Source organism: Streptomyces sp. DSM 40750 (genome assembly GCF_024612035.1).
Taxonomy (GTDB): Bacteria; Actinomycetota; Actinomycetes; order Streptomycetales; family Streptomycetaceae; genus Streptomyces.
Map to the genome: position 1 here is coordinate 6,030,507 of NZ_CP102513.1, position 12,666 is coordinate 6,043,172.

The 12,666-nt window shown below is 71.4% G+C and carries 14 protein-coding genes; 9 read left to right on the top strand and 5 right to left on the bottom strand.

Annotated elements, in window-relative coordinates:
• The first annotated feature begins 23 nt into the window (after nt 1-23).
• The 3 genes from JIX55_RS27020 to JIX55_RS27030 all read left to right on the top strand — a co-directional run bounded on the left by JIX55_RS27020 (nt 24) and on the right by JIX55_RS27030 (nt 3,178).
• Nucleotides 24-920 carry a hypothetical protein gene (locus JIX55_RS27020; protein ID WP_257565853.1) on the top strand — a complete coding sequence of 299 codons (897 nt, stop codon included), beginning with the start codon at nt 24-26 and terminating at the stop codon, nt 918-920.
• Between the two features lie 183 nt (nt 921-1,103).
• Nucleotides 1,104-2,459: a serine hydrolase domain-containing protein gene (locus tag JIX55_RS27025; RefSeq protein WP_257565854.1), complete on the top strand. Its 1,356-nt coding sequence runs from the start codon at nt 1,104-1,106 to the stop codon at nt 2,457-2,459.
• Between the two features lie 125 nt (nt 2,460-2,584).
• Complete coding sequence (locus JIX55_RS27030) at nt 2,585-3,178, top strand: 3'-5' exonuclease (RefSeq protein WP_257565855.1); 594 nt, start codon at nt 2,585-2,587, stop codon at nt 3,176-3,178.
• 14 nt (nt 3,179-3,192) lie between these two features.
• Here the strand turns inward: JIX55_RS27030 and JIX55_RS27035 are convergent, their stop codons facing one another.
• The gene (locus tag JIX55_RS27035; RefSeq protein WP_257565856.1) at nt 3,193-3,672 is read right to left on the bottom strand and encodes an HIT family protein; all 480 of its coding nucleotides are present in this window, start codon (nt 3,670-3,672) and stop codon (nt 3,193-3,195) included.
• 90 nt (nt 3,673-3,762) lie between these two features.
• Here JIX55_RS27035 and argG point away from each other — a divergent pair, with 90 nt between their 5' ends.
• A complete protein-coding gene (argG, locus tag JIX55_RS27040; protein ID WP_257565857.1) occupies nt 3,763-5,217 on the top strand; it encodes an argininosuccinate synthase in 1,455 nt (484 codons plus the stop codon).
• 84 nt (nt 5,218-5,301) lie between these two features.
• Here argG and JIX55_RS27045 read toward each other — a convergent pair whose 3' ends face one another.
• The 3 genes from JIX55_RS27045 to JIX55_RS27055 form a co-directional block, all read right to left on the bottom strand.
• A complete protein-coding gene (locus JIX55_RS27045) occupies nt 5,302-6,861 on the bottom strand; it encodes a HEAT repeat domain-containing protein (RefSeq protein ID WP_257565858.1) in 1,560 nt (519 codons plus the stop codon).
• Nucleotides 6,862-7,026: 165 nt separating this feature from the next.
• Nucleotides 7,027-7,230, bottom strand: a complete 204-nt coding sequence (locus JIX55_RS27050) for a hypothetical protein (protein ID WP_257565859.1) — start codon at nt 7,228-7,230, stop codon at nt 7,027-7,029.
• 61 nt (nt 7,231-7,291) lie between these two features.
• Nucleotides 7,292-7,870: a dihydrofolate reductase family protein gene (locus JIX55_RS27055; RefSeq protein ID WP_257565860.1), complete on the bottom strand. Its 579-nt coding sequence runs from the start codon at nt 7,868-7,870 to the stop codon at nt 7,292-7,294.
• A 168-nt stretch (nt 7,871-8,038) separates the two neighbouring features.
• Here JIX55_RS27055 and JIX55_RS27060 point away from each other — a divergent pair, with 168 nt between their 5' ends.
• Genes JIX55_RS27060 through JIX55_RS27070 form a run of 3 tightly spaced genes read left to right on the top strand, consistent with a single transcriptional unit; the run spans nt 8,039 to nt 10,307 of the window.
• Complete coding sequence (locus JIX55_RS27060) at nt 8,039-8,179, top strand: hypothetical protein (RefSeq protein ID WP_257565861.1); 141 nt, start codon at nt 8,039-8,041, stop codon at nt 8,177-8,179.
• 1 nt (nt 8,180) lies between these two features.
• Complete coding sequence (locus JIX55_RS27065) at nt 8,181-9,644, top strand: metallophosphoesterase (RefSeq protein ID WP_257565862.1); 1,464 nt, start codon at nt 8,181-8,183, stop codon at nt 9,642-9,644.
• Between the two features lie 45 nt (nt 9,645-9,689).
• The gene (locus tag JIX55_RS27070; protein ID WP_257565863.1) at nt 9,690-10,307 is read left to right on the top strand and encodes a hypothetical protein; all 618 of its coding nucleotides are present in this window, start codon (nt 9,690-9,692) and stop codon (nt 10,305-10,307) included.
• A 30-nt stretch (nt 10,308-10,337) separates the two neighbouring features.
• Here JIX55_RS27070 and JIX55_RS27075 read toward each other — a convergent pair whose 3' ends face one another.
• Nucleotides 10,338-10,994, bottom strand: a complete 657-nt coding sequence (locus JIX55_RS27075) for a TetR family transcriptional regulator (protein ID WP_443046533.1) — start codon at nt 10,992-10,994, stop codon at nt 10,338-10,340.
• A gap of 106 nt (nt 10,995-11,100) precedes the next feature.
• Here JIX55_RS27075 and JIX55_RS27080 point away from each other — a divergent pair, with 106 nt between their 5' ends.
• Complete coding sequence (locus tag JIX55_RS27080) at nt 11,101-11,853, top strand: NADPH-dependent F420 reductase (RefSeq protein WP_257565864.1); 753 nt, start codon at nt 11,101-11,103, stop codon at nt 11,851-11,853.
• A gap of 44 nt (nt 11,854-11,897) precedes the next feature.
• Nucleotides 11,898-12,659: a dienelactone hydrolase family protein gene (locus JIX55_RS27085; RefSeq protein ID WP_257565865.1), complete on the top strand. Its 762-nt coding sequence runs from the start codon at nt 11,898-11,900 to the stop codon at nt 12,657-12,659.
• Nucleotides 12,660-12,666 lie beyond the last annotated feature (7 nt).

Here is a 12,666-nt window from a genome sequence, read left to right on the forward strand (position 1 = left end):
CCACCCCACAAAGGGAGTTCACCATGCGCACCCGCATCACAAGACTGCTCACCGTGCTCGCCGCCGTCGTGGCCATGCTCCTCGCGCCCGGTCTGACGACCCCGTCCGTGGCGCAGGCGGCGAACGACCGATCGGCCCGGGCCCAGGCGGTGGCCGCCGTGGCGGACGTCTGGAACCCGCCCTCGAATCTGGTCCAGCCCCTCAACGAGGTCTGGAACCACGTCGAGTCCACGTACGGCGACCTGTACGGCTTCCGCAACTACGGCTGGGACCAGATCATGGCCAACCGCGGAAGCGTCAACTACTGCGTCCGCTGGGAGTCGGACACCCCGGTCAGCGCGACCCTGCGCGACCAGATCCACGCCGCGCTCAAGAAGCAGTTCGGCAAGTGGATGGCGGCGATGGTCGACAACGGCGCCGGTCACAACGCCTGGCCGTACACCAACGTCCCGGTCAACATCGTCGGCTGGGCGGTGAAGAACCGCTCCACCCTCCAGTGGACCGACAACTCCGTCGACATCTACACCAACATGCTCGACGGCGGCGGAGCCCCGCAGTGCAACCCCGACTGCGGCCGCTTCTTCCACCAGGACGGCAACTACTCCCGCTGTCCCGGCGGCGCCTCCCGCCACTACGACCAGTCCCTCTGGCTCACCGAGGGCTTCGGCGGCGGCGCGGGCGGCGACTGGGGTCAGCGTATGGGCCGCGCCTACTTCACCGGCGCGCTCAGCCAGGAGAACATCCACATCTACCTGCACGAGGTCGGCCACACCTTCGGCCTCGACGACTTCTACGACTGGACCCCCACCGGCCAGTGCTGCTTCCTCATGAAGGCCGGCAGCGCCGCCCAGATCACCGAGTTCGACAAGTGGATGTTCCGCGACTTCTGGCGCCGCTTGAAGTACCGGTACGGTCTCTGACCCCACCCTTCACTGATGTGCGCGGGGCCATGACAGATGTCATGGCCCCGCTGTGAACGTGATCGTCCACGAGAAGGATGTAGGGCGCACCGGTAGCCCGGGACAATCACCTGACAGGGCCCGGGAGTTGACCGACCTGGGCCGTCGGGAACGTCAGGAACATCAGGAACGAGGGACCAAGCCGTGCGTATCAAGCGTCTCGTGGGGACCGCTCTGGGCACCACACTTCTGCTCGTCACCGCGGTGCCGGCGGTGTCCGCCGCGCCGAGGGACGTGGATACGGCCCCGGCGCCCGCCGGACTGGACCGGGAGGGGCTGCGCGGCACACTCGACGCGATCCACGAGGCCGGTATGTACGGCACGTACGCGTCGGTCCGTGAGGGCCGTGAGCGCTGGACGGGCGCGTCGGGTCTGGCCGATGTGGACACGGGCCGCGAGGTCACCGCGAACATGCGGCACCGCGTCGGCAGCATCAGCAAGACGTTCACGTCCGTGGCGATCCTGCAGCAGGTGGAGCGAGGCCGGATCAGCCTCGACGCCCCGGTCACGGACTACGTCCCTGAGCTGTTCGACGGGACCGCCGCCGACCGGGAGCGCGGTGACGCCATCACCGTACGCATGCTCCTCAACCACACCAGCCACATCGGCGACTACGTCCTCGGCGCCTTCCCCTCGCTCGCCCAGAACTCCACCGCCAGCCTCGACGAGGAGCGCTTCCGCTCGATCAGCCCCGGGGAACTGGTACGGCTGGGCCTCGCGGCCGACGCCACCGGCCGCCCGGGCGCGCAGCCGGGCGCGTACTCCAACACCAACTACGTCATCGCCGGCCTCATCCTGGAGAAGGTCACCGGCCAGAAGGCGTCGACGTACCTCACCCGCCACGTCATCGACCGCGCCGGGCTGCGCCACACCTCCTTCCCGCGCACCCCGTACATCAAGGGCCCGCACCCCAAGATGTACGAGTCCTTCTACGGCCTCATCGACCCGCCCCGCGACTACAGCGTCTACGACATGTCCTGGGCCTACACCGCCGGCGCGATCGTCTCCACGACCGACGACCTCAACCGCTTCTACCGCAAGCTGCTCGCGGGCGACCTCGTCGGCCGGGCGTCCCTCGCCGAGATGCAGCGCACGGTTCCGGTGGGCCTCGCCCCGGGCGCCGCCATCGACTACGGCCTCGGCATCTACACCCTCGAACTCCCCGGCTGCGGGCGTTTCTGGGGCCACGACGGCGGGGTCTTCGGCGCCGGCACCATCAGTCTCACCAGGGCGGACGGCGGCCGCCAGCTCTCCATGGGCTGGAACCTGATGAAGTACCAGCGCCTCAACGAGGACGGTACGGCCCTGGAACCGAGCCCGATCGACGAGGCGATCAACGGTCATCTCGTCGAGGCGCTGTGCCCGACGCCGGAGGCGGGCTCGGGGGCCGGGACCGAGCTGAAGTCCCGGACCGCGGTCGGGGACGCCGGACGGATCCTCCCCGACGGCCTGCTGGGCGTGGACCTCACCACCGGAAGCCGCCCGGTGGCCCCGAACTGACGAACTGACGAACCGGCGAACCGGTGATGGAAGACCGCCGAAGCCGGGTGACAGTCCGGAGGTGAAGGCCGTCGGTGGGTAGAACGCTCCCGTAACCGTCCTCGCGCCGCAGGGAGAGCAGCGTTTTGCCCACCTTCGTCATCTTCGACCTGGAGTTCACGAGCTGGCCGGAGGCTCTCGAACAGGACTGGTCGGCCCCCGGTCAACTCCGGGAGATCGTGCAGATCGGCGCGCTGCGACTGAGGGAGGACCACTCGGTCGTCGAGGAGTTCGAGGCGCTGGTCCGGCCGGTGGTGAACCCGCGGCTCTCGCCGTTCTTCACCACCCTCACCGGCATCGACCAGCGGACGGTCGACCGGGACGGCCTCCCGCCGGCCCGGGCCCTGAGCGACTTCCTCGCCTTCTGCCAGGGCCGGTCCGTCCTCTCCTACGGCAACGACATGCTCGTCCTCGGCGAGAACATCGGCTGGGCCCGGGCCCGGGGTGAAGAGATCAAGCACAGCCCTCTCACCCCCGGCTTCCTCAACATCCGTCCCTGGCTCAACACCGTCGCCCCGACGACGGCGTCCAGCAACTCGGGCCGCCTGTGGCACGTGCTGGGGCTGCCACGGCCGGCCTCGGGCAGCGAACACTCGGCCCTCTTCGACTGCCACTCCATCGCGGCGGCCCTGCGACACCTCTCCGACGAGGGGGTCGCGTTGCCCGAAGGGCTGTTGTAGTCGGTCCGGTGTGTTCAGGACGCGAGGCGGTCCAGCTCCCGCCCGATCGCCTCGCGCAGCGCATCGTGCCGGGGCCCGAGCGCGTACCGCTCGTCGCCCCACCGCTCCCGCGGATACAGCCACACCGGCTTGCCGACCAACTCCTCCGGCTCCCACGCGTACCTCGGCCACACATGCGCGTGCAGAAACGGATCGGTGTTCCCCAGGATCTCCAGATTGACCCGCAGGAACGCCGGATCCAGCCGCCCGCAGGCCCGCTCGACGGCCTCCCCCAGCCGGTCCATGTCGGCCAGGAACGCCATCCGCCTCCCCCTCGGCAGGTCCGACAGCCGCCCCACCGCCGGATCGTCCACCAGCAGCACGGAGTAACCCGGCAGAAACTGCACGTCCCCGATCACCGCGAACCCGGCCCCCAGCCTCCGCACCACGGTCGGATTCCCACCCCGCAGCGCACTTCCGATCCGATCGGCCCGCCAGTCCTCGAACCTCGCCATCGAGCCCCCTTCGTCCCGTGGGACCTGAATCACCTCAGGTATCACCATCACCCCTTTGCATGATCATGCGCTGGCATGCATAATCTTCCTATGTCCAAGGTCCTCACCTCTCTTCCGGCCGGCGAGCGCGTCGGCATCGCCTTCTCGGGCGGGCTCGATACCTCGGTCGCGGTCGCGTGGATGCGCGACAAGGGTGCCGTCCCGTGCACCTACACCGCTGACATCGGCCAGTACGACGAGCCCGACATCGCCTCGGTGCCCGGCCGCGCGAAGACCTACGGTGCGGAGATCGCGCGCCTGGTCGACTGCCGGGCCGCGCTGGTCGAGGAGGGCCTGGCCGCGCTGACCTGCGGCGCGTTCCACATCCGCTCGGGCGGGCGGGCGTACTTCAACACGACCCCCCTCGGCCGTGCCGTCACCGGCACGCTGCTGGTGCGGGCGATGCTGGAGGACGACGTCCAGATCTGGGGCGACGGCTCGACCTTCAAGGGCAACGACATCGAGCGGTTCTACCGCTACGGCCTGCTCGCCAACCCCCACCTGCGGATCTACAAGCCCTGGCTGGACGCCGACTTCGTCACGGAGCTGGGCGGCCGCAAGGAGATGTCGGAGTGGCTGGTCGCCCACCAGCTGCCCTACCGGGACAGCACGGAGAAGGCGTACTCCACCGACGCCAACATCTGGGGTGCCACCCACGAGGCCAAGACCCTGGAGCACCTGGACACCGGCATCGAGACCGTCGAGCCGATCATGGGCGTCCGGTTCTGGGACCCCGAGGTCGAGATCCTCACCGAGGACGTGACGATCGGCTTCGACCAGGGCCGTCCGGTGACGATCAACGGCAAGGAGTTCGACTCCGCCGTCGACCTGGTCATGGAGGCCAACGCCGTCGGCGGCCGCCACGGCCTCGGCATGTCCGACCAGATCGAGAACCGCATCATCGAGGCCAAGAGCCGCGGCATCTACGAGGCCCCCGGCATGGCCCTCCTGCACGCCGCGTACGAGCGTCTCGTCAACGCCATCCACAACGAGGACACCGTCGCCCAGTACCACAACGAGGGCCGGCGCCTGGGCCGCCTCATGTACGAGGGCCGCTGGCTGGACCCGCAGGCGCTGATGATCCGCGAGTCGCTGCAGCGCTGGGTCGGCGCGGCGGTCACGGGCGAGGTCACGCTGCGCCTGCGCCGCGGCGAGGACTACTCGATCCTCGACACGACCGGCCCCGCCTTCAGCTACCACCCGGACAAGCTCTCCATGGAGCGCACCGAGGACTCGGCCTTCGGCCCGGTCGACCGCATCGGCCAGCTCACCATGCGCAACCTCGACATCGCCGACTCCCGCGCCAAGCTGGAGCAGTACGCCGGCCTCGGCCTCATCGGCACCGGCAGCCCCACCATCGGTGCCTCCCAGGCGGCCGCGACCGGCCTCATCGGCACCATGCCGGAGCTGCCGGAGGGCGGCGCCGAGGTGATCGCCTCCCGCGGCGAGGTCTCCGAGGAGGACGCGCTGCTGGACCGCGCCGCGATGGAGTCCGGCACGGACTGACCGGCCCGCGGTACCGCGGAGGCCGGCTCGACACCCACCCCGTCGAGCCGGCCTCACCCGTTCGCGGGCCGGCCTTCGCCGCGGTCAGACGACGCCGTAGCCCTTCAGCTCGTCGAGGAGGCGGCCCGCCTCATACCGGGTGCGGGAGGAGACGGCGGGGGAGCGCGAGAGCGCGGTGATCACGGCGAGCAGATCGAGCCCGTCGGGTACATCGGGCAGCTCCTCGTACCAGTAGACGTAGCGCCCGATGCCCACCAGCGCCTCGTGGCGGACGGGTTCGGACGGATCGTCGAGGTGGGACAGAAAGAGGGCTACGTCTCCGTCGTCGTCCTCGTCCAGGAGGGAGAGGACGGCCGCCCTGACCTCGTCGGACGGGTGGTCGATCAGGCGTCGGAGGGCGGGGCGGGTCTCGGGATACTCGCTGAGCGCGTCGCGGGTGTGCCCGATGATCGGCTCGTCGGTCGTCAGCAGTCCGAGCAGGGCCTCGGCCCTCGCGCCCCGCCGCCGGCGCCGCAGCCTGCGCCGTCCGAGCAGCCGCAGACCGTCCACCGCTCCGGCCCGCACCCGTTCGTCCGGATCGTGGAGGAGCGCCAGCAGTGTCAGGGTGGACCCGGTGGCAGCCAGTTCGCCCAGCGCGGTGGCGGCGGCCGCCCGGACCTCGGGACGACCGAGACCGGGGCCCACCTCGGGACCGGGGGTGGCGGCGACTGTCGCCCTGAGCCACTCGACCGCCGTCGGTGTACCGATGCCGACCAGGGCCTGCACGGCGATGGAGCCCGTCTCCGGACGGTCGAGCCAGCGCACGGCCGCGGGCACGGCGCGGGTCTCCTTCCACCGGCCGAGGGTGCGCAGGAGCCGGGCGGCGGTGTCGGTGTCGGTCTCGGCCTCCAGTGCCGACAGCAGGGCGTCGGCCGTGCTCGGCCGCCGGTCCTTGGACAGTTGGCGCACGACCGCCCACCGGACGTCCGGGGACTCGTCGCGCAGGCCGGCGAGGAGTGAGTCGCGCATGCGGCGGATGTCCTCCGCGGGCAGCATCTCCAGTGCCCGCACGCGAGCGAGGCCGTGGCCGTGCTCTGCGGTGCGCAGCACCTCGTCCAGTACGGGCTTCCGTGGCAGCGAGGCGAGCAGGGCCCTCCGGGCGGGGCCCCACAGGTACGGCGTCCGCTCGCCCAACAGCCGTATGAACACCGCCGTGTCGACGGTCTCGTCGCGACCGCTCAGCCCGAGCAGCCCGTTGAGCCGCAGATGCCAGTCCGAGTCGTCCAGCAGCAGCCGCCGGAACGCCTCGGTGACGGTCGGCCCGGTGAGCGCCAGCCGCTCGGCGGCGAGCGACGCCCGACGACGTACGTGCGGATCCGCGTCCCCCATCAGCTCGACGACCACCGCGCCCGCCACGCTGTCCCCGGCATCCCCGAGCCGTCCCAGCGCGTCGGCCGCCCCGGCCCGCACCTCGGCTTCGGCGTCCCGAGCCGCCCGGACGACGACATCACCGTGCTCGTCCCACTGCCCCAGCCGCCCGAGCCCTTTGACCGCCGCCGCTCTCCGCCCCGGTTCCTCCGCTGACAACTCCCTTAAGAAGAAGGCGACTTGATGTGCCGCGCCGCTCGCACCGCCCGTGCCGCCGTCCACTGTGCCGTCGTCCATGTGCTCCCCCTTGGATCCCCTGAACTCCCCGGTCGGAGAGACCCGTCGACGAGAACGACCGTTCGGGGGGCAAAGGAGTTGCACGTCGACACGACACGACACGACACGACACGGCTCGGCTCCGCGAGACGGGCTGATCAGCGCCCTCTGGCTGTCCTGGCTGTCCTAGCTGTCCAGGGTGTTCGAGTTGTCCTGGCCGCCCTGGGTGCGGGACTTGCCGCTCGCGCTGCGGGTCACTTCGCTGCCGAGCAGCGTCGCCTTGGCCACACCACGCACCCAGCGAGGGGCGTCGCCCCGGGCCGCCCAGAAGACGCAGACGCAGCCGCCGATGACGAGCAGGACGACGACGGACAGTATGAGCACGAGCATGCTCGACCCCTCTTCATATGGTGGTCCGCCATCTTCCCAAACCGCGCGACGCAGGCGGGCGCTAGCGGCGTACCCGGTAGAGCAGGTGGAGGACCCGGTCGCCCTGGATCACCGTGTGCGGGTCGTCGAGGAGGTGCTGGGTGTCGGTCGATCCGAAGTACCGCTTGCCGGAGCCGAAGACGACGGGGACGACGTCCATCGCCACCTCGTCGACCAGGCCGAGCGCGAAGGCCTGGCCGCCGACGTCGCCCGCCGCCACGCCGACCGTGCGGTCGCCGGCGAGCTCCTGGGCCTTCGCGATCGCCTCGGCGACACCGTCGACGAAGTGGAACGGGGCCTCCGGGTGCCATCCCTCGGGCCTGGGCCGGTGCGACACGACGACGATGTGCTCGCCCGCCGGAGGCGTCCCCTCCCAGCCGTTGGTGATGTCGAACACGTGCCGTCCGACCACCAGCGCGCCGAGGCCCGCCCACATCGGCCCGACGTACTCGGCCGAGACCTTCGAGACCTTGGCCCGGCCGACGCCGCCGAGCGGGACGTCGCCGTTGGAGTACCAGTCGAAGAGCGGGCCGACCTGATCGTTCGCGTCGGCGATGAAGCCGTCCACCGAAACCACGTTGTGCATCACCACGGTGCCCATCGCATCTCCTATGCGTTGCGTCTGCGTCCGTACACATGGACCGGGTAAACCGCCGAAACTCATCGGTGGGGCATCCACGATCCCGTTCGGCGGCCGCCACCACGAGGGAATGCCCTCCCGGAAGGGGGGTGTAGCCTGCTACACCCTGGCTGTCGGGAGGTGAGACGTGTGACTGAGCACGACAGTGGGACCTGGCCGCTCCTCGGTGATGCCCGTGACGCCCGTGCCGCCTCCGGTGGCAGGGCCGGTGTTCGTGTCTCCTTCATCGGCACCACGGCCGCCGTCAACGGGCCGCGGGCACGGTCCTGACATGGGCTGCTGCTTCTCCGCTCCCCTCGCCGCACTGGCGGGGCTCCCCGCCCCCGGTGACCTCCTCCGCTCCGGCGCGCTCCTCACCCCCGCCGTGTTCCGGTCCGCCCTCGCCGCGCGCAGGGAACGCCGTACGCACCCCGACACCGTGACGGCCCTCCACCTGGAGCTGGTCACCCTCACCGAGAACAGCGCCGTCATCACCTGGTACACCGCCGTGCCCGGTACCGACGACGGCTTCGGTCATCTGCTCCCCGCCGTCACCGAGGGCGAGGTCGTCTACGGCACCCACCCGGCCCACCTCGACCGCACCGCGGCGGAGGACCGCCCCACCGCCCACCACTACGTGGAACTCACGGACCTGGAACCGGGCCAGACGTACTACTACCAGGCCCGTTCGCGCGGCCGGGCCGCCACACCGACCCCCCTGCACCTGGTCCGGGGCAACGCCGTGGGCACCTCACTCCACGGCCTGGGCTCGCACGGAGGCCCGTACTCCTTCACCACCCCGCAGCCGCCCCCCGGCCGCCACCTCGTCTCCATCGCGCTCTGCAACGACCTGCACCTCGGCGAGACCACCGCGGGCCTGGTGGCCGGCGTACCGATGCTGCGCGGGGTCTCGCAGCCGCCCGGCCTCGCCCCGTACCCGGAGATCATGAGCCTGGCCATGATCGAGGAGGCCCAGCGGCGCGGAGCGGACCTGTTGCTGGCCGCCGGGGACATCTCGGCGGCCGGCGCGCCCCGTGACCTGGCGGAGGCCCGCCGCATCCTGGACGGTTTCGGCACCCACGGACGGGACTACTTCGTCGTACGCGGAAACCACGACCGCCCACGACACCCCGACGACGCCTTCCGCGACGGATTCCTGGGCGGCGGCGACGGGCCCGGATACTTCGCCCGCGACCTGGGCGGGCTGCGCCTGATCGGCCTCGACACCTACGAGAAGGACGGCAACGGGGGCGACGCGGGCGGCCTCGGCGCCGAGCAACTCGCCTGGTTCCGGGACCGGCTGAGGGCGGAGCGGGACCAACCCACCATCGTCTTCGGCCACCACCCGCTGACCACGCGGGACGCCGTCTTCCCCATGGGGCGCGGGCAGCGCCTCGATCGCCGCCAGGCCCGGGAGATCGTCGACGCGTACGCGTCCGCCCCCGGCGTCTTCCTCCACCACGCGGGCCACACCCACCGCAACAAGCGCACGGTCCTGACACACGCCCCGCACGTCACCCAGCAGGAGGTCAGCGCCGTCAAGGACTACCCGGGCGGCTTCTGCCTCCTGCGCGTCCACACCGGCGGCTACGCCCTCAACTACTACAAGAACAGCAGCGTCCCGGCCCGCGCCTGGGTCGAACGCAGCCGCCGCACGGCCGGCGGCCTGTGGCCGCACCACGCCCTCGGCCGCTCGGTGACCGACCGCAACAGCATGCGCCGCCATGACCTGTCCGGCGTCGGAGCGCACGGCTGAACGCGGGCGGGCCGGACTGTCAGTGCCGCGCAGTACGTTCCGGGGATGGGCATCTATCTGGGGAGCGTCGGCGCGGAGGAATGGTTCGGTGGGATCGAGGGCGAGGGTGCGGATCATGACGAGGACGAGGGCGGCTGGGGGCGCGTCGCCTCGGCGTTGAACGAGGAGCTGGGGCGGCGGGGGCTGCCGGCCTATGAGTCGGTGCCCGAGGAGGCGGAATTCGTCCGTGGCTCGGGGCTGGCCTTCGAGGAGAAGCTGGTCCCGCCGATGGACGGCTTCCTCAGGCTGTGCGAGGCCCACCTCACGCGCGAGGAGACGGAAACCCTCTGCGGCTGGACGGTCCTGGTGCCGTTGTCGCTCGACGAGGACATCTGGCTGGACGTCGAGGCCGGCTACACGGATTCGACTCTGGTCGCCGGCGCTCCCCGGGTACTGGCGCTCGCGGAGCGGCTGGCGGCGGTCGTCGAGCTTCCGCCCGAGACCCCGCAGATGTGCGACAACCTCGACCTGACCATGTGGTTCCTGGACGGAGAGGCGAAGGAACTGGCGGCGTCCCGGCCGGGGCCGTGGGCCGACGACCTCGACACGGCCTTCTACGTCGCCCTGTTCCTGCGCGCCGCCCAGCACTCGATCCGCCGGGGCTGCCCGATCGTCTATACCTGACGCCGGGCCCGCCTTCGGCCCCGGCCGCGCCTACGGCGCGAGCGTCGCGAAGGCCTCGTCCAGCAGGGCGACGAGGTCGAGGTCGCCGTCGGAGGCGGTCCAGTGGTCGAGGGCGATGTTCAAGCAGTCGAGGGCGGCGGCGGCCCGTACGGTGTCGGCGATGGCCGGAGGGCCCGAGGAGCCGTGGCGTTCGGCGAGGGCCTGGGCCAGTGTGGGCCGCCAGCCGTGCTGCTTCTCCAGCTGGCGTGCGCAGAGCGCGGGGGTCTCCTGGACGAGGCGGGTGGTGGCGAGGGAGCCGACCGGGTCCTGGTGGTACCGCTGGATGACCGTGTCCAGCGCCCGCCGCAGCGCCGTCCAGTCGTCCTCGTCGGCGGGGCGGGCGCGCAGCGCCTCGGCGACCCAGCCGCCGTGCGTGTCGAAGGCGCCGAGTACGGCGTCCTCCTTGGTGCCGAAGTAGCGCAGGAACGTGCTCCGGGACACCCCGGCGGCCGACGCCAGATCGTCGAGCGTCACCTTGTCGAAGCCGTCGCGAAGGAACAACTCGAAGGCCACTTGAGCGAGTTCGGTCCGTACGGCGGCCCGTGCGATGTCCCTGGTCTTCGTGCGCGCCGGATCCGTCGTCCTCCCGGGCGTCGCGTTCGCCGCGCCCTTCGCGCCCGTACGTGGTGCTCCGCTCACTTCGCTCACCCCGCGATGCTACCTCCCCACGACCCCGGCTTGCAGGTGTGCCGCTCAGTGGCTAGCGTGACACTCAGTTTCACATTGGCGCATCTCTTCAGTGAGGCTCGACCCCATGACCAAGACCCTCGGACTCATCGGCAGCGGAATGATCGGCGGGGCGGTGGCGCGGCTGGCCGTCGCCGCCGGCCTGGACGTCGTCCTGAGCAACTCGCGCGGTCCCGAGACCCTCGCCGACCTGGTCGGCGAACTCGGCGCCCGTGCCCGCGCCGCCACCCCCGCCGAGGCCGCCCGGGCCGGCGACCTCGTCGTGGCGACGATCCCGCTGCACGCCCACGCGCGGCTCTCCGCCGCCGACCTGGCCGGCCGGACGGTGATCGACACCATGAACTACTACCCGGAGCGCGACGGCCGCCTCGCCGAGCTGGACGGGTCCGAGCTGACCTCCAGCGCCCTGGTGCAGCGGCACCTGGCCGACTCGTACGTGGTCAAGGCGTTCAACAACATCGACTTCCGGCGGCTGTTCACCAGTGCCCGGCCCGCCGGTGCCGCCGACCGCAGCGCCCTGCCGATCGCGGGTGACCACGCGACCGCCAAGGCGGAGGTGACCCGCCTCCTCGACGCCCTCGGCTACGACACGGTCGACCTCGGCACCCTCGCCGACAGCTGGCGCAGTGAGCCGGGCACGCCGGTCTACGTCCAGCCGTACATGGCGCGGCGGCCGACCGGGCTCAGCCAGGAGGAGGCGGGGCGCTGGTTCTTCGAGACCCCCGGCGTCCCGGTCCCGGCCGCCCGGGTGAGGGAACTGGCCGACACGGCCGTCCGGGGCGAGGCGGGTGGCTCCCGCATGGCCCTCTCCGGGGACTGAGCCGCGACCCACTTCCCGTTCCCCCCCCCATGCAAGGAGAGCCCATGACCTCGACCTCCGTACACATCTCCCCGACAGACATCCCCAGCCCCGACGGAACCGTCGACGCGTACGTCTTCCACCCGGCCGGCGACGGCCCGCACCCCGCCGTCCTGCTCTACATGGACGCGTTCGGGGTGCGCGGGCATCTGAAGGGGATGGCGGAGCGGCTGGCGGCGGCCGGTCATGTCGTCCTGCTTCCGAACGTGATGTACCGCAGCGGCCGGGCGCCCCTGGTGGAGCTGCCCGACTTCATCAACCCGGCGGAACGGCCGGAGATCATCGAGCGGATCCGTCCGGCGATGCGGGGCCTGACGCCGGACGCGGCGATGCGGGACGCCGGTGTCTACCTGGACTGGCTGACGGCCTCGCCCCTGACGAACGGCGGCCCGGTGGGCATCACCGGCTACTGCATAGGCGCGGCCCTGGCGCTGCGGACGGCCGGGACGTACCCCGAGCGGGTGGCCGCGGCGGCCGGCTTCCACGGCGCGCACCTCGCCACCGACGCGCCGGACAGCCCCCACCTGCTCGCCGACCGCATCACCGCCGAGCTGTACTTCGGCCACGCCGACAACGACTCCACCAACCCGGCCGACCAGATCGACCGCCTCGACAAGGCCCTCACCGCGTCCGGCGTCCGCCACCGCGGCGAGGTCTACGCGGGCGCCCACCACGGCTTCACCCAGGCCGACACGGCCATGCACAGCCCCGAGGCGACGGAACGCCACTGGGCGGCGCTGCTGGACCTGCTGGCGCGCAACCTCTGAGGAGGGC